We start from the raw sequence: 20237 nt of genomic DNA, 5'->3' as shown, positions 1-20237 counted from the left end.
CCCGCAGATGGCGAAGAAGGCGCGCGGCGCCGGGGGTACGCCGGCCACGGTCGCGCTGTCGGCCGCGGGCATCGCGTTCGAGGCCCGGGCCTACGAGCACGATCCGCGGGCGGCCTCGTACGGGCTCGAGGCGGCCGAGGCGCTCGACGCCGACCCCGCCCGGGTCTTCAAGACGCTGCTGGCGTCGCTGGACGGCTCGCTCGTCGTCGGGATCGTCCCAGTCACGGGCCAGCTCGACCTCAAGGCGCTGGCGCGCGCCCTCGGGGGCAGCAAGGCGGTGATGGCGGAGGTCGCGGCCGCCGAGCGCGCCACCGGCTACGTCGCCGGCGGCATCTCGCCGGTCGGGCAGAAGCGACGGCACCCCACGGTGCTCGACGCCTCGGCGCTCGAGCACGACACGATCCTGGTCTCGGGTGGCCGGCGCGGCTTCGACCTCGAGCTCGCGCCGGCGGACCTGGTGGCGATCACCGGAGCGGTGACCGCCACCATCGGCCGCTGAGGCCTGTCAGTCGGTCGTGACCTTCAGGAGCCCGTGGACCACGTCGTCGTCGACCCAGCCGCTGACCCCGAACGCCGACAGCGGCTCGAGGTTCTTGCTGACCTCGGGCGAGTCGCCGGTCAGGCGGACCAGCCAGTCGTCGTCGGCGTTGAAGTTGACGAAGAGCAGCGACTGGGCCTCGTCGGACTCCACGACCTCCGAGTAGGCGGCGCTGTCGCCGAGGCTGCCGCCACCCTCGAGCTCGCCGCGGTAGCCGTCCTGCAGCGCCAGGACGGCGTAGCCGTCGCCCTCGGTCACCTGCATGAACTCGGCCAGCTCGGGCCCCGCCTGCGCGGCGATCTTGTCGAGCACGGCCTGGATCTCGTCGGCGTCGCCGTCGATCCGGATGCCCACCGGGACCTCACCCGGGCCGCCGTTGGCCACGGCGTCGGGGTCGAGCCCACTGCCCAGCGAGACGGTGACGCCCTCGCCGAGGAGGGTCTCGACGTCCTCCGGGAAGGCCAGGCCTGTCTCGGACTCGAACTGCGCGAGCTGCTCGTCGATCGTCGCGCTCTCGTCGGGCAGGTTGCTCTTGACGTAGTCGAGCATCGCGCCGGCCCAGCCCTCCTCGAGGGACATGCCGAAGGCCGCGACGGTGTCGTCCGGCAGGCCGGCGACCATGTCGGCGCCGTTCTGGCTGTCGATGAACTTGGTCATGTCGGGCTGGTAGTTGGACATGGCGTACTCGACCTCGACCGCGCCGTCGTCGAACCGGACGGTCGCTGCCATGCCGTCGAAGTCGTCGATCATCTGCTGGAGCTCCTCGGGGACCTCCTCGGAGTCCGACGTCGTGCCGTCCTCGCCCATCGCCGCACCGGGCATGCCCATCATCCCCATGCCGCCCATGCCGCCGAGCTCGTCGAGGTACTTGGTGACGCCCTTGCCGACGTACATCGACATGAAGCCGTCGTCGCCTGCCTCGCCGGTCCACTCCTCGAAGGAGACGTCACCCGCGAGCGTCGAGCCGTCGGCCGCGTCGACGACCTTCTGGGCGATCTCCGGGGTCTCCGCCACGACGATCCAGTCGCCGTCGACCACCCAGCCACCGACGTCGCCACCAGCGGCCTCGCCGCCCCCGCACGCGTCGACCAGCGCGGACAGCCCGTCCTCGGCCTTGCCGGAGTCGGTGGTCTGCACGACCCCGACCGGGGTCGGCTCGTCCTCGCCCAGGTCGACCACGGCCATCGCCGCGCGCGAGCCCAGCCACGGCTTGACGTCGGCGTCGTAGTCGAGGCCTTCGCACTCGCCGGAGGAGGTGACCTCCTCGAAGAACCGCTCGCGCAGGTCGTCGTCGGTCTGCAGGTCTACCTCGTCGGTGAACCCGGGGAACTTGCGCAACGTCTTGATGGCCTCGATCTTCTGGCCGCCGCTCGGGTCGAGGTCGACGCTGAAGTAGGCGACCGTCGAGGCGGGCAGCGCCTCCGCCGGCTGCGCGCCCGTGGCGAAGAAGCTGGTGGCCGCCCAGGCGCCACCCGCGACGACCGCACCGCCGGCGACGATCGCGCCCACCGCGATCATCCGCTTCTTGTTGTCGTTGTCGGCCGTCTGCGCCGGCCCCGATCCGTCGAGGTACTCAGGCCCGTCGGCCGGGCCGCCCGGTGTCATGCTCATCTCGCTCTGCTCCCCCGTTGCACGGGTCCCGACGGCGTCGGGACTGCCCACTTGCGGGCGGCGCAAGCCTACCCACGCGAGCGCCTGGCGAACCCCATGTTCCCCAAGAGATAGGACCCGACCAGCCCGGCCATCGCGCCGGCGGGCAGGACGACGAGCGCGGTCGAGTGCCACCGCACCCGCCCGTCGTCGGGGGCGGTCAGGCCGAGGTCACCGGGCAGCGGGGTGTAGTCGGGCCGGCCGGCGGCCAGCGCCTGCGGGTCGGGCGGTCCGAGCGCGGTGCCGACGCCGTACATCACGGCCGCGGCGATGCTCGCCGAGACGAGCACCGCGACCACCGTGACGGTCTCGTGGCCGCGCCACAGCCCGGCCAGCACGGCCAGCACGAGGCCGAGCGGGAAGGCGATGAGGACGAAGAGGGCGATGCCCTCGAAGGAGAAGTCCGGTCCGGCCGGCTCGAGGTACCAGCGGCCCTGGTAGGCCAGCCCGGTCGGGGCGTCCCACAGCCGCTCCCAGAGCACCCCGCCGACCGCACCGCCCACGACGAAGAGCACGAGCACCGACAGCACCCGTCGGATCACCCTGCCGGTCGACACGTTCGAGCCGTCCGGGCCGGTCGAGTGGTCGGGGCCGGCGGGCGCGGTCACGTCGCTCATCCCGTCAGGCAGCCGGGACCCAGCAGCTGCTTGAGGTCGGCGAAGAGGGCGGGGCTCGGGCTGACCCGCAGGTTGTCGTCGAGGCGCAGCACCTTGGTCGAGCTCCGGGTGAGCAGGCGCAGCTGCACCTCGGTCATGCCCGGGTGGGTGCCGAGGACGTCGCGCAGCTGGGCGACGACCGGCGGGGTGCACCGGGTCGACGGCAGGCTGATCACGACCGGTCCCGCCGGCCCCTGCGTGAGGTCGGGTGCCGTGACCTCCTGGGCGCGGAGCTCGGGTTGGTCCTTGTCACGCGAGAGCTGGCCCTTGATCCGGACGATGTTGTCCTCGACGAGCAGCGTCGAGGCGAGGGTGTAGGAGCTCGGGAAGAGGAGGACGTCGATCGCCCCGTCGAGGTCCTCGAGCGTGATCGTCGCCCACGGGTCGCCCCGCTTGGTGATCTTGCGCTGCACCGAGGTGATGAGGCCGCTGACGGTGAGCGTGGCGTTGTGGGCGCGCTCCTCGTCGAGCATCAGCTGACCGATGGTGCAGTCGGTGCCTTGCGAGAGGACGTGCTCGAGGCCGAGCAGCGGGTGGTCGGAGACGTAGAGCCCGAGCATCTCCCGCTCGTGGCCGAGCAGGGTCATCTTGTCCCAGTCCTCGACGTCCGGGATCACGACGGTCGCACCGGCAGCGCCCACGTCGTCCGGCATCAGCATGTCGATGAGCGAGTCCTGCCCGCTCTCGTCGTCCTTCTTGGCCTGGACGTACTTCTCGACGGCGTCCTCGTGGATGATCGAGAGCGCCCGACGCTTGTGCTTCATGTCGTCGTAGGCACCGGCCTTGACCAGCGAGTCCACGACCCGCTTGTTGCAGACCAGCGCCGGGACCTTGTCCATGAAGTCGTTGAAGTCGGTGTAGCGGCCCTTCTCCTCGCGCGCCGTGACGATCCGGTCGACGACGTTGCTGCCGACGTTGCGCACGGCGGTGAGGCCGAAGCGGATGTCGTGGCCCACCGGAGTGAAGTTGGCGTGCGACTCGTTGACGTCGGGCGGGAGGACCTGGATCTTCATGCGACGGCACTCGTTGAGGTAGATCGCCATCTTGTCCTTGTCGTCCTTGACGGACGTGAGGAGCGCGGCCATGTATTCGGCCGGGTAGTTGGCCTTGAGGTAGGCGGTCCAGTAGGTGATGACGCCGTAGGCGGCGGAGTGCGACTTGTTGAAGGCGTAGTCGGAGAACGGGAGCAGGATCTCCCAGAGCTTGTCGATCGCGACCTGGGGGAAGCTGCGCTCGAGCATGCCGGCCTGGAAGCCGGCGTACTGCTTGTCGAGCTCCTCCTTCTTCTTCTTGCCCATCGCGCGGCGGAGGTTGTCGGCGGCGCCCAGGGTGAAGCCGGCGAGCACCTGGGCGATCGCCATCACCTGCTCCTGGTAGACGATCAGGCCGTAGGTCTCCCCCAGCACCGGCTCGAGCGCCTCGGCGAGCGCGGGGTGGATCGGCTCGATCGCCTCGCGGCCGTTCTTGCGGCGGGCGTACTTGTTGTGGGAGTCGGCGCCCATCGGACCGGGGCGGTAGAGCGCGCTGACGGCGGTGATGTCGGCGAAGACGTCGGGCTGCAGGGAGCGCAGCAGCGCGCGCATGCCCGAGCCGTCGAGCTGGAAGACGCCGAGCGTGTCGCCGCGGCCCATCAGCTCGTAGGTCGGCCGGTCGTCGAAGGGCAGCTCCTCCAGCACGACCGTCTCGTCACGGTTGACCTGGATGTTGGCCAGCGCGTCCTCGAGGATCCGGAGGTTGGACAGGCCGAGGAAGTCCATCTTGACGAGTCCGAGCGACTCGCACATCGGGTAGTCGAACTGGGTGATGACGGCGCCGTCCTGCGGCCGCGCCATGATGGGTACGACGTCGATGATGGGCTCGCTCGACATGATCACGCCGGCGGCGTGCACGCCCCAGTTGCGGATCTGGCCCTCGAGGCCGAGCGCCGTGTGGAAGATCGTGCGCACGTCGGGGTCGGAGTCGTGCAGCGCGCGGAACTCGCCGCCCTCGTTGTAGCGCTTGTGCTGCGGGTCGAAGATGTCCTTGAGCGCGACGCCCTTGCCCATCACGTCAGCGGGCAGCGCCTTGGTGATGCGGTCGGAGATCGCGAAGCCGTGGTCGAGGACGCGCGCCGCGTCCTTGATGGCGGCCTTGGCCTTGAGCCGGCCGAAGGTCGCGATCTGCGCGACCCGCTCGGTGCCGTACTTCTCGGTGACGTACTTGATCACCTCGCCGCGGCGGGCGTCGTCGAAGTCGATGTCGAAGTCGGGCATCGAGGGGCGCTCGGGGTTGAGGAACCGCTCGAAGAACAGGCCGTGCTCGAGGGGGCACAGGTCGGTGATGCTCAACGCGTAGGCGGCGATGGAGCCCGCACCGGAGCCACGGCCCGGGCCGACGCGGATGCCGTTGGTCTTGGACCACTGGATGAAGTCGGCGACCACGAGGTAGTAGCCGCAGTAGCCCTTCTGCGAGATGACGCCCAGCTCCATCTCGACGCGGTCCTTGACCTCCTGGGTCAGCCGCTCGCCGGGGTAGCGGGCCTCGATGCCGCGCCACACCTCCTTGCGGAACCAGCTCTCCTCGGTCTCGCTCTCCGGGACGTCGGCGCGGGCCATGTAGCCGCCGGTGGACTCGACGAACTCGACGTTGCACCGCTCGGCGATCTCGAGGGTGTTGTCACACCCGTCGGGGATCTCGGCCCACATCTCGCGCATCTCGGCCGCGGACTTGATGTAGTAGCCGCCGCCGTCGAACTTGAGCCGGTTGGTGTCGGCCAGCCGCTTGCCGGAGGCGACGCAGATGAGGGCGTCCTGGCCGTCGGCGTCCTCGGGGTTGGTGTAGTGGGTGTCGTTGGTGACGATGGTCGGCAGGCCGAGCGTCGCCGCGATCTTGCGCAGGTCCTCGCGGGTGGCCCGCTCGGCGGCGATGCCGTGGTCCATCAGCTCGAGGTAGAAGTTGTCCTTGCCGAAGATGTCCTGGAACTCTCCGGCAGCGCGCAGCGCCTCGTCGTACTGACCGAGCGTCAGCCGGGTCTGGATCTCACCGGACAGGCACCCCGTGCTGGCGATGATGCCCTTGGAGTAGCGCTGGAGCAGCTCGCGGTCCATCCGGGGCTTGTAGTAGTAGCCCTCGAGGCTGGCGAGGCTGGCCAACCGGAAGAGGTTGTGCATGCCCTCGGTCGTCTCGGCCCACATGGTCATGTGGGTGTAGGCGCCGCCGCCGGCGACGTCCTTGCCGCCCTCCTCGGCCAGGTCACCTTGTCCCCAGCGGACCCGGCGGCGCTCGCCGCGCATGGTGCCGGGGGTGAGGTAGGCCTCCATGCCGATGATCGGCTTGACGCCGTGCTGCTTGGCCCGGCGGTAGAAGTCGTAGGCACCGTGGAGATTGCCGTGGTCGGTCATCGCGATCGCCGGCATGCCGAGCTCGCTGGTGCGGGCGAACAGGCCGTCGAGCAACGATGCCCCGTCGAGCATCGAGTACTCGGTGTGCACGTGCAGGTGCACGAAGTTGCCCGCGGAACTGGTGGAGGAGCCGGACGACATGGAGGAGACTTCCGCGCCTTTCAGGGGTCGCTGACGGTGTCACGGTTGGGGCAGGTGCTGGCTGCGCAGCGGGCATCCAGAGGGAGGGGGAAGAGCCGTCAGCCTACGTCAGTGTGCCCGGCCCCACCGACAGGACACCCGACCCGATCCGCGCCGCGGCGGCGCCACGCTCACCGCCAGTCGATCGCGTGGCCGTGGCCGTGGCTGTACGCCACCGGGGTGCCGTCGAGCGCGGTCACGAACCGCCCGGAGGGCACCTCCAGCCCGCCGGTGACGCGGGGCAGGACCCGCCTCCCCTCGTTGCTGATCCACCGGCAGCGGCCCTCGGCCACGAGGCCCGACATCAGGTCGTGGAACCGCTCGCGGTCCGGCTCCTCGAGGTAGGCGATCACCGCCGAGTGGAGGACGACCGGGGTGCCGTGGGGCGCCGCCTCGTCGACGAGGTCGGCGACGTGGTCGAGGAGGTCGCCCTGCCGGATGGCGGGCGGCTCCCGGCGGGCGACGCCGACGGCGGCACGCAACCGCTCGCGACGCTCGTCCTGCTCGGGCCAGACCAGGTTCTCCAGCCACGCCATCGCGTCGGGGTCCGAGACGTCGAGAGGGTTGAGGTCGACGCCACCCCGCCAGGCGACGTGCGGGTGGCCGGCGGGGACGGGCAGGTCGCCGGTGGCCCGCGCGCCCAGCAGCGGGCCACCGCTCCCCCGCAGCCCGCCCAGGGGTGACCACTCGTAGTCGTAGCGGTCGGGGAAGAGGCAGAGACCGGCGCTGGCCCCGACCTCGATCAGGGACACCGGTCCCTCGATGAGCCCGAGGACCGGGACGAGCGTCGCGAGCCGGCCGACCTCGTTGGTCTGGGTGGCCCGCGCCATGACGGTGGCGCGCACGGCCGGCTCCTGCTCGATCAGCACGGCGCGCAGGGCGGCGTACGACGCCGGGGCGGCGGCACCGTGCCACCGGGCAGCCGCGAAGACCAGGTTGGGCTGGCGCTTGACGGGCGGCAGCGTGCCGAGCCAGGCCACGAGCTCCTCGTCCTCCGCGACGCCGAGCGCCCACTCCTCGAAGCACGGCGAGTCACCGGCCGCGTAGGTCGCGAAGTCGCGGTACTCGGCCACCACGTCGTCGTAGAGCAGCACCCCGCCATCATGCTCGGCCGCCCGGCCCTCCGGTTGCCCAGTCTGGACGGGGGCGTTGACCTGAGTGACGTAGGTCACATACGGTTCCACCTAGTCCTATTTGTTTGGGTTCCATACAAACAAACTCCCCCCCATCACCCGAAGGACGAGTCCATGAGGAAACCGCTCAGCCTGCTCACCACCGGCCTCGCCGCCGGCGCCCTGCTCCTGACCGGGGCTGGCTACGCCTCCGCCGGAGCCGATTCGGACGCGGCCGCCGCCACCAGCGCCGCCGCGACTGCCGAGCCCTACAAGGTGCTGGTCGTCGGCAAGACGCTCGGCTTCCGCCACTCCCACATCGACGACACGACCAACGCGGTCATCAAGCTGGGCCAGGAGCACGGCTTCACCGTCGACGTCTGGGACCCGCCGATCGGTCGCTCCCCCGGCCAGCCCGCCCTGTCCATGGCGACGACGCCCTTCACCAGCACCGAGGCGCTGTCGCAATACGCGACGATCATGTTCGCCTCGCCGGTCGACGGCACCAACAGCCAGAACCCGGCCAGCCCCCGCACCCTCGACGACGCCGAGCTCGCGGCGTTCAAGGGCTACATCCACCAGGGCGGCGGCTTCGTGGGACTCCACGCCGCCACGGACGAGATGCATGCCGTTCCGTGGTTCAGCGAGCTCACCGGCGGATCGGCCCGCTTCCGCAACCACCCGGCGCAGCAGCAGGCCACGATGGTCGTGGAGAGCCCGAACCACCCGTCGACGACCATGCTGCCGAAGGAGTGGTCGCGCTTCGACGAGTGGTACAACTTCACGTCCAACCCGCGCGAGGACGTGCACGTCCTGATCACCCTCGACGAGTCGACCTACAACCCGGGCAACGGTGCCATGGGCGCCGACCACCCGATCGCGTGGTGCCACAACTTCGAGGGCGGTCGCTCGTGGTACGAGGGCGCCGGCCACGTGGACTCCTCCTACACCGACCCGCTGTTCCTCGACCACCTGCTCGGCGGCATCGAGTGGACCGCGGGCGTCGTCGAGGGTGGCGGCAACTGCGTCACCTTCCCCGAGGTCGAGAAGATCACCGCCGACCTCGGTGAGGGCGGCAACCGCAACGCCAAGCTCAGCCGCGACGTGACCGCCTACCTGGCCTCCGCGGAGGCGGCGGCCGAGGCCGGCGACCACGCCGGGGCCGCGCACCTCCTGAAGCAGGCCAAGGGCAAGGCGCACGGCCTGCAGGACGACACCATCGTCGCCAAGCTCGCCGACCTGCAGGAGTGGCAGGGGGGCCTGGTCGGCTGGTGACCACCGCCCGACCACGCACCACCTCACGCACCACCTGACGCACGACTGGTCGACGACCGGTCACGCCCGACCCCGGGCGTGGCCGGTCGTCGTGCGTGCAGGGCGTCGGCTCAGCGGGAGGCGTCGAGCGACTCGGTGATGATGACGTCGACGATGCGGGCCACCCGCTCGGCACCCAGCTCGGGCGCCACACCGGCCACCCGTTCGGCGATCTCCGCCTCGCGCACGGGGTCACGCTCGGTCGACGGCTTCACCGCCTGCACTGCCCGGGTCAGCGCCGTACGACGCGCGAGCACGTCGCCGAGCACCAGGTCCGTCTCGTCGATCAGCCCGCGCAGGAAGGCCAGCGGATCGGCGCCGGGCCACGCCACGCGGACGTCCGGCGCACCCTCCTCGTTGGCCGAGCCGTCGGTGCGCTCGAGCTCGAGGCAGCCGTGCCGGGCGTAGAACGCGCGGGCCGGCGCGTTGGACTCGAAGACCCACAGGCAGAAGCCGCCCGGGCGCGTCGACGCGACGAGCTCGAAGAGCGCGGTCCCGACGCCGCGGCCCTGGTGGTCGGGGTGGACGTAGAGGTCGTCGAGCCAGGTAGACGTCCAGCGCGCGTAGCCGACCGGCTCGCCGCCGCGCTCGGCCACCCAGACGTCGTACGTCGACAGGTCCCAGCCGGCGACCCACGCCCGCGCCTCGTGGGCGGGGTGCGCCGGCGGAGGGAAGGACTCGCCGGCCCCGCGACGGGCGGCGAGGTGGAGCTCGGCGACGGCCGGGAGGTCGTCGGTCGTGGCGGGACGGAGGGTGAGCTCAGTCTTCATCGCGGATGACGTCGAGCGCGTGCGCGAGGTCGTCGGGGTGCGTGGACTCGTAGGTGACGTAGTCACCGCTCTCGGGGTGCTCGAAGCCCAGGCGCATGGCGTGCAGCCACTGCCGCTCGAGACCGAGCCGCTTGGCCAGGGTGGGGTCGGCCCCGTAGGTCAGGTCGCCCACGCACGGGTGCTTGAGCGCGCTCATGTGCACGCGGATCTGGTGGGTGCGCCCGGTCTCGAGGTGGACCTCCAGCAGGCTGGCGAACCGGTGCGCCTCGAGCGTCTCGTAGTGGGTCACGCTGTGACGACCGTCGGCCATCACGGCGAACTTGTAGTCGTGGTGGGGGTGGCGGCCGATCGGTGCGTCGACGGTGCCCGCGAGCGGATCGGGGTGGCCCTGGACGAGCGCGTGGTAGGTCTTGTCGACCGTGCGGTGCCGGAAGGCGTTCTTGAGCACCGAGTAGGCGTGCTCGGACTTGCAGATGACCATCACGCCGCTGGTGCCGACGTCGAGGCGCTGCACGATCCCCTGCCGCTCGCTCGCGCCGCTGGTGGAGATGCGGAAGCCTGCGCCGGCCAGGTGACCGACCACGGTGGGACCGGTCCAGCCCGGCGACGGGTGCACGGCCACGCCGACCGGCTTGTCGATCACCACGATGGCGTCGTCGTCATGGATGATCCGGATGCCCTCCACGATCTCGGGCTTCACCTCGAGCGGGTCACGCTCGGCCGGGATCGTCACGTCGAGCATCGCACCGGCGTCGACCCGGTCGCTCTTGCCGACGGCCGCCCCGTCGACGTGCACCAGGCCCTGGGCGATCAGGTCGGCGGCCTTGGTCCGGGACAGGCCGAACATCCGCGCCATCGCGGCGTCGACTCGCTCGCCGGCCAGGCCGTCGGGGACGAGGACCGTGCGCTGCTCGGCGTGGGTGGTCACGCCGCCTCGTGCCCGGAGCCGCGCTCGGAGTCGCGGGTGCCGTCGAGGGCGACCCCGCGGAACGTCTGGAGGATGATCAGGCCCGCAGCGATGTTGATGCAGACGTCGGCGATGTTGAAGACCGGCCAGTTGGGCAGCATCAGGAAGTCGACGACGTGGCCGTGGAACGCCTCCGGCTCGCGCACGATGCGGTCGGTGAGGTTGCCGGCCACGCCGCCCAGCAGCAGGCCGAGGGCCAACGCCCAGCCGATGCTGCGGATCCGGCGGCTCAGCCAGAGCACGACCACGACCGCGACCATCGCCAGGCAGGTGAAGACGATGGTGAACTCGGTGCCGGTGCTGAACGCCGCCCCCGGGTTGAACGTCAGGTGCAAGGTCAGCCAGTCACCGAGGACCGGGATGTCGCCGTCGGCCAGCTCGGACAGGGCCCACTGCTTGCTGGCGAGGTCGAGACCGTAGGCCAGGAGGGCGACGGCCGCGAACACGAGCCGCGCATCCACGCGGGGTCGGGACGGGACCGGATCGGCCTGGTCGCTGTGGTTCAGCGACGCTCCTCGCGCTGCTTGCATGACATGCACAGTGTGGCATGCGGCACCGCCATCAACCGATTCTTGCCCACGGGGTTGCCGCAGGAGTCACAGACGCCGTAGGAGCCGTCGTCGATGTGGGCCAGGGCCCGCTCGATCTGCGCCAACGTCTCCCGCTCGCGCGCCAGGACAGTCAGCTCGTGGTCGCGCTCGAAGCTGGTCGCCCCGACGTCGGCCTGGTCGTGCCCGGCCCCGTCACCGGCGTCGCGCATGAGGCCCGCCAGCTCCTGCTCGGACTCACCCACGATCGCGGTGAGCCGGTCGCGGTGCTCCTTGAGCTCCTTCACGACCTCGTTGAGCTCGGTCCTGGTCCACGGGTCCTCGCCCTCGAGCACCACGAGGGTGGCCGGGGTGGCCTTGCGTACCTTCTTCGCCGGCGCGGCCTTCTTGGCAGGCGTCGGAGCGGCCTTCGTCACGGGTGCAGCCTTCTTCGTGGGGGTCGAGGTGGTCGATGCAGACTTGGTGGCCGGGGCCTTCTTCGATGCAGCCTTGGTGGCCGGGGCCTTCTTCACAGCAGCCTTGGTGGCGGGCGCCTTCTTCGCAGCGGCCTTCGTGGCCGCGGCCTTCTTGGCCGGGGTCGCCGCGGTAGCCGTCTCCTTGGTGGTTGTCTTCTTCGCGGGTGCCTTCTTCGCCGGCGCCTTCGTGGCAGCCGCCTTGGTGGCGGGTGCCTTCTTCGCCGGCGCCTTCGTGGCAGCCGCCTTCGTGGCAGCCGCCTTCGCGGCGGGAGCCTTCTTCGCAGGGGCCTTCTTGGCAGCCGTCTTGGTGGCGGGCGCCTTCTTCGCGGGGGCCTTCTTCGCGGACGTCGCCGCGGCAGCCGTCTTCGTCGCGGCTTTCTTGGCCGTGCTCTTCTTCGCCGTGCTCGTCGCTGATGCGCTCTTCTTCGCCGACGCCTTCGTGGCCGTGGCCCCGTCCGCGGCCCGCGTGCGACCGATCACCCGCTTGGCAGCGGCGGCCGCGGTGCCGGCCAAGGACTTGCGCGTGGTGCCAGCCATCTCCGAGGGCCTCCAGCATCCGTCAGGTGTGGCGGGAACCACACGGTGGCAGGGAGGCTAGCCGCTGCACCCTGACGAACCAACCTCGGCTCGCCGAAATGCGAGAACGACCACCCCGAGGGGCGGTCGTTCTCGTCACGCGTGGAGCAGGTGATCAGTTCTCGTCGTCACCCAGCACCGAGCGAAGGCGCTTCGGCGCGTTGCCGCTGTCGACGGGAGCCTGCGTCTCGCTGCCGGTGGAGAGAGCCTCCAGCTGCTGCGTGAAGTAGGTCTTCAGGCGGGAGCGGTACTCGCGCTCGAACTGGCGGAGGGTCTCGACGTCGCTGTTGAGCTTGTCGCGCTCCTTCTCCAGGTCGCCGAACATCTGCTGGCGGCGCTCGGCGGTCTCGGAGTCGAGCATCTGCGAACGCTGGCGGGCGTCGGCCTCCATGCGGTCGGCCTTGGTCTTGGACTCGGACTCGACACGCTCGGCCTTGGTGCGCGCGGCACCGACGATGCGGTCGGCCTCGTTCTTGGCGTCCTCGACGAGCTCGTCGGCGTTGCGCGTCGCGATCTCGAGGAGACGGGCGGCGGCATTGGACGCCTCCGGCACGGTCGAGACGCGCATCGTCTGCATCGGCGCGGCGGCGACGGGGGCCGGCTCGGCCCGCTGGGGCTCCGGCTCCGGCTCGGGCTCGGGCTCCGGCTCAGGAGCGGCGGGGGCGAACGACGCAGGCGCGGGGGCGGACGTCGACGCACCACCGGACTGCGCGGCCGACAGCTTGGCCCGCAGGTCCTCGTTCTCCTTGGTGAGCCGGGCGAGCTCGGCCTCGACCTCGTCGAGGAACTGGTCCACCTCGCCCATGTCGTAGCCCTCACGGAGGCGGACAGGCGTAAAGCGCTTGTTGCTCACGTCCTCAGGCGTCAGCGGCATGACCTCACCCAAACTTTCACGATCGAATATCACGGTGGCTCTGCTGTCAGGAGACAATAGCGCCCGGGATGCCACCGGGCACAGTGACCCGTGTGGCGGATGGTTCTAGAGGCCGAAGATGGTGGCGACCACGTTGAGCAGCAGCCATGCTCCCACCATCACCAGCAGGAAGCTCAGGTCGAGGGCGACCTGGCCGATCCGCAGTGGCGGCACGACGCGACGCAGCGCCACGATCGGCGGGTCGGTGGCCGAGTAGACGCCCTCCAGGGCGACGAGCAACGGACCTCTGGGCTCCCAGCGGCGCGCGAACACCTGGACCCAGTCGACGACGAAACGCACCCACAGCAGCGCGATGAAGAGCAGCAGGATGACGTAGAGGACCTGACCGAAGGCTTGCACGGGACGATTATGGGTCAGCTCTGGTTGAAGAACCCGTCCTCGGCCATCCGCTCCTTGTCCTCGGCCGAGATCGCCACGTTGGGCGGGGAGAGGAGGAAGACCTTGTTGGTCACCCGCTCGATGGAGCCCCGGGTGGCGAAGATCAGGCCGGCGGCGAAGTCGACCAGACGCTTGGCGTCGTTGTCGTCCATCTCGCTGAGGTTCATGATCACGGGCGTGCCGTCGCGGTAGTTCTCACCGACGAGTCGCGCCTCGTTGTAGTTGCGGGGGTGCAGGGTGGTGATGCGGCTCAACTCAGCCACGACTCCCGTCTGGACCGAGGCCGGACGACGGCGCTCGGCAAGGTCGGACACAGGGGCAGGGCGACGCTCACGCTGGACCGGACGCTGCTCGACAGCCTCCTGGGCCGAGGTCTCGGCGTCGCCGTCGTAGTCGTCGTAGTGGCCGGTGTCCTCGAGCAGGCCGAGGTACTCGCCGATCTTGCGCATCGCGCCGCTCATGAGACTGTTCCTCCGCTAGACCTGGCACCCGGGACCGAGTGCCTGTTGACTGTTCTGGACATTACTGGACCGTGGGCCTCTCACCGAGGACCGCGGAGCCGACACGCACGTGTGTCGCACCGTGCCGGACGGCCGCCTCGAGGTCGCCGCTCATCCCTGCGGACAGCGTGGTGGCCTCCGGGTGGTCGCGGACGAACGAGGCGCGGACGTCCGCGAGCCGGGCGAAGGCGACGTCGGGCTCCTCCCCGAGCGGCGCGACGGCCATCAGGCCGCGCAGTCGGAGCATGCCGGCCTCCTCCACACGACCCGCCAGATCGGCGAGGTCGTCGGTGTCCGCACCCGACCGGTTGCCGGCCCCCGGTGGATCGAGGCTGACCTGGAGCAGGACGTCGACCTCGTGGCCGCGGGAGTGGGCGCCCCGCGAGAGCGGTGCGACCAGCTTGGCGCGGTCGACCGACTCGACGACGTCGGCGTAGGCCGCGACGGCCGCGGCCTTGTTGGACTGCAGCCCGCCGATGAAGTGCCACCGCAGGCCGAGGTCGGCGCACTTGGCGGCCTTGACCTCCGCCTCCTGGTGGCGGTTCTCCCCCACGTCGGTGACACCGAGGTCGGCGAGAAGGCGGACGTCGGAGGCCGGGAAGAACTTGGTGACGACGACGAGGGACACGTCGTCCTCGGGCCGCCCCGCCTCGGCGCACGCCGCGGCGATGCGACGGCGTACGACGTCGAGGTTGGCGGCGAGCACGTCCGCGCGCGCGGTCATCGGTGGCTCCAGATGACGCCGGCGAACCTGGTCGCCGCATCGCCGTCGCGACGGTAGGACGGCCAGGACGCGTCCTCGCGCGTGCAGGCGTCGACGGTGCGTACGTCGTCGATGCCGGCCGCGGCGAGCTGGGCGCGGACGCCCGCACCCAGGTCGAGACCCGGCGTGCCCCACGAGGTGGTTGAGCGCGCCTCGGGGACGACCGACGCGACCTGCTCCTGAAGGTCGGCGGGCACCTCGTAGCAGGCGCCGCACACGTGGGGCCCGATCCAGGCGACCGTCGGGTCGCCGCCCCGCTCGTGGAGGGCCGCGACGGCTGCCGGGACGACTCCCCCGGCGAGCCCGGGCCTGCCGCTGTGCACGGCCGCGATCCACCCGGTGGCCGGGTCGGCCAGCAGGACGGGGACGCAGTCGGCGGCCCGGGCGAGGAGGGCGACGCCGGGCCGCGAGGTGACGAGGGCGTCGCACGACGGCGCGCTCGCCGCGCCCTCGACCGGCTCGACGGACCCGACGGACTCGACGGCGGCGCCGTGCACCTGGTGCATCAGCACCGGCGCCGCCCCGGTCTCCCGGGCGACCTGCGTCAGCGCGTCGGCGCGCACCGCATCGTCCGCGGCGTCGCCGAGGCTCAGGGAGACGTCGGTGAAGGCGACCTCGATCACGAGGTCGCCTTCGATCCGATCACGGTGGTGAAGCAGCGGCACGGTCCTGCGTCACCTCACTTCAGGAAGTCGGGCACGTCGAGGTCGTCGTCCTCGAACTGCACCTGACGAGCTGGCCGCGAGGGGGCGGGCTGCTGGGTCGACTGCTGGGACTGCTGGGACGGCTGGGACGGCGCCTGGGTCGACTGCTGCGGCTGCTGGGACGGCGCGAACGTCGTCGTGGCCGGACGGTCGGACGTCGAGTCGCTGCGCGACTGCGCAGGTGCCCTGGTCGCGAGCTGCTGGGCCGCGGCGCGGGTCTCGTCCTGGCTCTGGGCCGGCTGGCCCTGGCGCAGCACGTTGCCGTCGGAGCGACGCTTGGGCATGCCGCCGTCGAAGCCGGCGGCGATCACCGTCACCCGCACCTCGTCGCCCAGCGCGTCGTCGATGGTCGCGCCGAAGATGATGTTGGCCTCGGCGTGGGCGGCCTGGGACACGAGCGCGGCAGCCTCGTTGATCTCGAAGAGGCCGAGGTCGGAACCACCGGCGATCGAGAGCAGCACGCCGTGCGCGCCCTCGATGCTCGCCTCGAGCAGCGGGCTCGAGACCGCCATCTCCGCGGCGGCGACCGCACGGTCCTCGCCGCGGGCCGAGCCGATGCCCATGAGGGCCGAGCCGGCGTTGGCCATGACCGACTTCACGTCGGCGAAGTCGAGGTTGATCAGGCCCGGGGTCGTGATCAGGTCGGTGATGCCCGAGACACCCTGGAGCAGCACCTGGTCGGCCTGCTTGAAGGCGTCGAGGATCGACACGCTGCGGTCGGTGATCGACAGCAGCCGGTCGTTGGGGATCACGATGAGGGTGTCGACCTCCTCGCGGAGCTGGCTGATGCCCTCCTCGGCGGAGTTGGCGCGACGGCGGCCCTCGAAGGCGAACGGTCGCGTCACGACGCCGATGGTCAGGGCGCCCAGCGAGCGGGCGATGCGGGCCACGACGGGCGCGCCACCAGTGCCGGTGCCGCCTCCCTCGCCGGCGGTCACGAAGACCATGTCGGCGCCCTTGATGACCTCCTCGATCTCGTCCGCGTGGTCCTCGGCGGCCTTCGCCCCGACATCGGGGTTGGCGCCGGCACCGAGGCCGCGGGTGAGCTCGCGACCGATGTCGAGCTTGACGTCGGCGTCGCTCATGAGGAGTGCCTGGGCGTCGGTGTTGATCGCGATGAACTCGACGCCCTTGAGGCCGACCTCGATCATCCGGTTGACGGCGTTGACGCCGCCACCACCGATGCCCACGACCTTGATGATCGCCAGGTAGTTCTGCGCTGCTGCCACGGCTCCGGGGCCTTCCTTGTGTGGGTCTGTGAAGTCTGGGGATGGACGGTGGTCGACACCCTCTGCGGCCCGCCGGAACCCTAACCGTGAGCCTGAGGGTTATAGTTATGTCAACCCCGCCTTTCGCCAGACACTAGGCACCGACGGCCGCGATTCCCGGACGGACACGCCCACGTGTCGCGTGTCGGCAAAGAATTTCTGCTCGTGCGACCCCCGGAGGTCCCGGGGTCCACGTCAGGGCGTGGTGCGGTAGGTCGGGTTCCCCGGGACGCTGACGTCGTAGTACGGCGCCTTCTGGGCGGCGAGCAGCTTGTCGACCACCTGCGCCTTGAGCTCCGACTCCTCCGCACTCCCCCACAGCACCTCGCGCTGGTCGCGCATGACGAGGGTGATCTGGTCGACGGTGGCGACCTCGACGTGGTCCACGCGGGTGACCAGGTCGTCGGGCAGCGCCGACACGACGGTGGCGGCCTCGCGCAGCGCGTCGGTCCCGGCGTTGGCCCCCGGGCGGACGCGCGGCATCCCCTTGGGGACGGCCTTGTAGTCGCGGAACACCACGCCGTCGGCGTCGAGGCCACGGAGCCTGCCGGCCAGCTCGACCGCGGCGACGGCGGTGCGCTCGACGACCGCGATGCGGACGACGTCGGGCCAGGTGCGGGTGACGTCGACCGACTCCACCTCGGCGAGGGATCCGACGCGGGCGTCCGCGCGGCCGAGGTCCACGAGGGCGAGCTGGTCGCCCACCGGCACATCGGCCACCTCACGGACCCGGGCGTCGCTCAGGAGGCTGTTGCCGACCACCTCGACGCGCTTGACCTGCAGGGTGGTGGAGAAGAACACCAGGTAGATCGACGTGCCGAGCAGCGCGACGACCAGCAGGAGGGCCAGGACGTAGCGCAGCGACAGCCAGCGCCGAGCCCACTGCCGACGGGCGAAGCGGCGACGCGTACGGCGGGTCGCCGCGGCCTCCTTGCGCGGCTTGACGTCCCCGCCCGACGGGCCCTGCTCGCCGTCACGGCCGATGCTGGTGCTCGTGACGCCTGCCGCCCCGCGACCGCCCTGCTCCGGGGCCTCGCGGTCCACTCAGTCACCCCCGAGGAGGTCGAGCACCCGCGGCCCGACGCCGGTGATGTCGCCGGCCCCGAGCGTGATCACCAGGTCGCCGGGACGGGCGCGTTCGGCCAGCGCCTGCGCGGCGGCGCCCAGCCCGTCGACGTAGGTCACGTGCTGGACCGGGAGCGGGACTGCGTCGGCGACGAGCAGGCCCGTCACCTCGGGGTCCGGGTCCTCGCGGGCGACGTAGACGTCGAGCACGATGACCTCGTCGGCGGCACCGAGCTCGCGGCCCATCGCCTCGCCGAAGATGCGGGTGCGCGACACGAGGTGCGGCTGGAAGGCGGCGACGACGCGCCCGTCGCCGGCGAGCGCGCGGGCGGCCTCGAGGTCGCCCCGGATCTCGACGGGGTGGTGGGCGTAGGAGTCGTAGACGCGCACGCCGTCGACCTCGCCCTTGAGCTCCATCCGGCGCCCCGTGCCGGTGAAGCCGCCGAGGCCCTCGGCGAGCGCGTCGTAGGGCAGGCCGAGGCGCAGCCCCATCGCGAGCGCGGCGACCGCGTCGAGGACGTAGTGGCGACCGGGGATGCGCAGGCGCAGCTCACCGAGGTCGTCGCCGCCGCGGGTCACCCGGCACGACGAGGTGGAGCCGTCGAGCGTGAGGTCGTGGATGCGCACGTCGGCTCCGGCCGACTCCCCCACCGTCACGACGTCGAGGCCCCGATCGCGCGCCAGCCCGGCGAGTCGTGCGGCGCCGGGGTCGTCGACGACGCAGACCACGAAGCCGTCGCGGTCGATCGTGTCGACGAAGTCCTCGAAGGCCTGGTGGTAGGCCTCCTCGGTGCCCCAGTTGTCGAGGTGGTCGGCCTCGACGTTGGTGACGATCGCCGCGTGGGGCCGGTAGTGCAGGAAGGCGCCGTCGCTCTCGTCGGCCTCGGCGACGAACAGGTCGTCGGCACCGGCGTCGGCGTTGCGACCGGTGGCGGCCAGCACGCCCCCGACGGCGTACGACGGATCGACGCCCGCCGCGAGCAGCGCCGAGGTGAGCAGCCCCGTGGTCGTCGTCTTCCCGTGGGTGCCGGCCACGGCGAGGACGCGGGAGCCGGTCATGACCGCCGCGAGCCCGGCGGAACGGGGCAGGATCCGCAGGCCCCGCCGTCGCGCCTCGAGGACCTCGGGGTTGTCCTCGCGCGCCGCGGTCGTCACGACGAGCGTGTCGGCGTCACCGAGGTGGGCGGCGTCGTAGCCGAGGTGGCAGGTCACCCCGAGCTCGCGCAGCGCCGGGAGGAAGGGGGTGTCGTGGTCGTCGCTGCCGGTGACCGTGAGACCGCGCTGGGCCATGATCCGGGCGATCGCGGAGATGCCGGCGCCGCCGATGCCGACGCAGTGGACGCGTCCGAGCTCGGCGGCGGGCAGCACCTCGTCCGGGACCGGGATCCTCATGCGCGCGAGCCCCCTGCGTCGAGCACCATGCGGGCGAGCTTCTCGTCGGCGTCGAGCGGGATCACTCCGGTGGCCGCGGCGCCCATGGCCGCGAGCCGTTCGGCGTCGTTGAGCAACCCGGGGACGCTGGCCGAGACCCACTCGGGGGTCAGCGCGGCGTCGGCGACCAGCAGGCCGCCGCCGGCGTCGACGACCGGGCGCGCGTTGAGCGCCTGCTCGCCGTTGCCGATCGGCAGCGGGACGTAGATCGCCGGCAGGCCCACGCCCGAGACCTCGGTGACGGTGTTGCTGCCCGAGCGGCACAGCACCGCGTCGGCAGCGGCGTAGGCGAGGTCCATCCGGTCGACGTAGTTGAGCACGACGTAGGGCACGTCCCCCGACGCGACGGTGAGCTCGTGCTTGGGGCCGACCACGTGCAGCACCTGCACGCCTGCCCTGGCCAGGGCGGGCGCCGCCCCGGACACGGCCGCGTTGATGCGGGCGGCTCCCTGCGAGCCGCCGGTGACCAGGAGCGTCGGCAGGTCGTCGCGGAGGCCGAACGCGGCCAGGGCTTCGGCGCGCAGCGCGCCGCGGTCCATGGTCGAGATCAGCCGGCGGATCGGCAGGCCGGTGCACACCGCGCCGCGCAGGTCGGTGGCGGGGAAGCTCGTGGCGACGTGGGTCGTCATGCGGGCGCCCAGCTTGTTGGCGATGCCGGGGATCGCGTTGCCCTCGTGGACCACGATCGGAACGCCGCGCTTGCGGGCGGCGAGGTAGGCGGGGACGGAGACGTAGCCGCCGAAGCCGACGACGACGTCGGGACGCACCCGGTCCACCACCTCGAGCGCGGCCGCGCGGGCGGCGCGCAACCGGGTCGGCGTACGCAGCAGGTCGGGACCCGGACGACGCGGGAGCGGGACGCGCGGCACGATCTCGAGCGGCAGCCCGGCCTCGGGGACCAGGCGTGACTCGAGCCCCTCGCGGGTGCCGAGGCAGGTGACCTCGGTCGCCGGGTCGAGCCGGCGCAGGGCGTCGGCGGTGGCGAGCAGGGGCGAGGTGTGGCCGGCGGAGCCGCCGCCGGCGAGAAGTACGCGCATCGAGGGCAAAT

Annotated in this window: 19 protein-coding genes; 2 read left to right on the top strand and 17 right to left on the bottom strand. The window is 71.5% G+C overall.

Annotation, left to right across the window (positions count from 1 at the left end; all coding sequences use genetic code 11):
* Positions 1–7: 7 nt before the first annotated feature.
* A complete protein-coding gene (gene ybaK, locus AC1DP1_RS16380) occupies positions 8–499 on the top strand; it encodes a Cys-tRNA(Pro) deacylase (RefSeq protein WP_477507720.1) in 492 nt (163 codons plus the stop codon).
* A gap of 6 nt (positions 500–505) precedes the next feature.
* On the opposite strand, the gene AC1DP1_RS16375 is transcribed toward ybaK, so the two are convergent.
* The 4 genes from AC1DP1_RS16375 to AC1DP1_RS16360 all read right to left on the bottom strand — a co-directional run bounded on the left by AC1DP1_RS16375 (position 506) and on the right by AC1DP1_RS16360 (position 7576).
* Entirely contained in the window at positions 506–2149 is a 1644-nt protein-coding gene (locus AC1DP1_RS16375) for a DUF3352 domain-containing protein (protein WP_477507719.1), read from the bottom strand.
* Positions 2150–2217: 68 nt separating this feature from the next.
* The gene (locus AC1DP1_RS16370) at positions 2218–2805 is read right to left on the bottom strand and encodes a hypothetical protein (RefSeq protein WP_477507718.1); all 588 of its coding nucleotides are present in this window, start codon (positions 2803–2805) and stop codon (positions 2218–2220) included.
* Positions 2802–6365, bottom strand: coding sequence for a DNA polymerase III subunit alpha (gene dnaE, locus AC1DP1_RS16365; protein WP_477507717.1), 3564 nt, complete (start codon positions 6363–6365; stop codon positions 2802–2804). The genes AC1DP1_RS16370 and dnaE overlap by 4 nt, the downstream gene beginning before the upstream one ends.
* Before the next feature lie 170 nt (positions 6366–6535).
* Entirely contained in the window at positions 6536–7576 is a 1041-nt protein-coding gene (locus AC1DP1_RS16360; protein WP_477507716.1) for a DUF2332 domain-containing protein, read from the bottom strand.
* A 75-nt stretch (positions 7577–7651) separates the two neighbouring features.
* Here AC1DP1_RS16360 and AC1DP1_RS16355 point away from each other — a divergent pair, with 75 nt between their 5' ends.
* A complete protein-coding gene (locus AC1DP1_RS16355; protein ID WP_477507715.1) occupies positions 7652–8791 on the top strand; it encodes a ThuA domain-containing protein in 1140 nt (379 codons plus the stop codon).
* A 110-nt stretch (positions 8792–8901) separates the two neighbouring features.
* On the opposite strand, the gene AC1DP1_RS16350 is transcribed toward AC1DP1_RS16355, so the two are convergent.
* The 13 genes from AC1DP1_RS16350 to murG all read right to left on the bottom strand — a co-directional run bounded on the left by AC1DP1_RS16350 (position 8902) and on the right by murG (position 20226).
* On the bottom strand, positions 8902–9600 hold the full coding sequence (locus tag AC1DP1_RS16350; protein WP_477507714.1) for a GNAT family N-acetyltransferase: 699 nt from the start codon (positions 9598–9600) through the stop codon (positions 8902–8904).
* Positions 9590–10528, bottom strand: coding sequence for an RluA family pseudouridine synthase (locus AC1DP1_RS16345; RefSeq protein WP_300045306.1), 939 nt, complete (start codon positions 10526–10528; stop codon positions 9590–9592). The genes AC1DP1_RS16350 and AC1DP1_RS16345 overlap by 11 nt, the downstream gene beginning before the upstream one ends.
* Positions 10525–11028 carry a signal peptidase II gene (gene lspA / locus AC1DP1_RS16340; RefSeq protein ID WP_477507713.1) on the bottom strand — a complete coding sequence of 168 codons (504 nt, stop codon included), beginning with the start codon at positions 11026–11028 and terminating at the stop codon, positions 10525–10527. Before lspA ends, AC1DP1_RS16345 begins: the two co-directional genes overlap by 4 nt.
* Positions 11029–11069: 41 nt before the next feature.
* Positions 11070–12107, bottom strand: coding sequence for a TraR/DksA family transcriptional regulator (locus tag AC1DP1_RS16335; protein ID WP_477507712.1), 1038 nt, complete (start codon positions 12105–12107; stop codon positions 11070–11072).
* Between the two features lie 154 nt (positions 12108–12261).
* The gene (locus AC1DP1_RS16330; RefSeq protein ID WP_477507711.1) at positions 12262–13020 is read right to left on the bottom strand and encodes a DivIVA domain-containing protein; all 759 of its coding nucleotides are present in this window, start codon (positions 13018–13020) and stop codon (positions 12262–12264) included.
* Positions 13021–13125: 105 nt separating this feature from the next.
* On the bottom strand, positions 13126–13419 hold the full coding sequence (locus tag AC1DP1_RS16325) for a YggT family protein (protein WP_191196913.1): 294 nt from the start codon (positions 13417–13419) through the stop codon (positions 13126–13128).
* 14 nt (positions 13420–13433) lie between these two features.
* The gene (locus tag AC1DP1_RS16320; RefSeq protein WP_477507710.1) at positions 13434–13919 is read right to left on the bottom strand and encodes a cell division protein SepF; all 486 of its coding nucleotides are present in this window, start codon (positions 13917–13919) and stop codon (positions 13434–13436) included.
* A 61-nt stretch (positions 13920–13980) separates the two neighbouring features.
* Positions 13981–14682 (bottom strand): YggS family pyridoxal phosphate-dependent enzyme, encoded by a 702-nt coding sequence (locus tag AC1DP1_RS16315; protein WP_477507709.1) that lies wholly within the window; start codon positions 14680–14682, stop codon positions 13981–13983.
* Positions 14679–15344 (bottom strand): purine nucleoside phosphorylase YfiH/LACC1 family protein, encoded by a 666-nt coding sequence (locus AC1DP1_RS16310; protein WP_477507708.1) that lies wholly within the window; start codon positions 15342–15344, stop codon positions 14679–14681. The genes AC1DP1_RS16315 and AC1DP1_RS16310 overlap by 4 nt, the downstream gene beginning before the upstream one ends.
* Positions 15345–15400: 56 nt before the next feature.
* Positions 15401–16654 (bottom strand): cell division protein FtsZ, encoded by a 1254-nt coding sequence (ftsZ, locus tag AC1DP1_RS16305; protein ID WP_477507707.1) that lies wholly within the window; start codon positions 16652–16654, stop codon positions 15401–15403.
* 234 nt (positions 16655–16888) lie between these two features.
* Positions 16889–17737, bottom strand: coding sequence for a cell division protein FtsQ/DivIB (locus AC1DP1_RS16300; RefSeq protein WP_477507706.1), 849 nt, complete (start codon positions 17735–17737; stop codon positions 16889–16891).
* Entirely contained in the window at positions 17738–19150 is a 1413-nt protein-coding gene (gene murC / locus AC1DP1_RS16295) for a UDP-N-acetylmuramate--L-alanine ligase (RefSeq protein WP_477507705.1), read from the bottom strand. It lies immediately after the preceding gene.
* Complete coding sequence (murG, locus tag AC1DP1_RS16290; RefSeq protein ID WP_477507704.1) at positions 19147–20226, bottom strand: undecaprenyldiphospho-muramoylpentapeptide beta-N-acetylglucosaminyltransferase; 1080 nt, start codon at positions 20224–20226, stop codon at positions 19147–19149. The genes murC and murG overlap by 4 nt, the downstream gene beginning before the upstream one ends.
* Positions 20227–20237 lie beyond the last annotated feature (11 nt).

This window comes from Nocardioides sp. P4_G10, assembly GCF_056401175.1.
The sequence above is the reverse complement of the archived record's forward strand: the minus strand, read 5'-3'. Positions and strand labels throughout refer to the sequence as shown.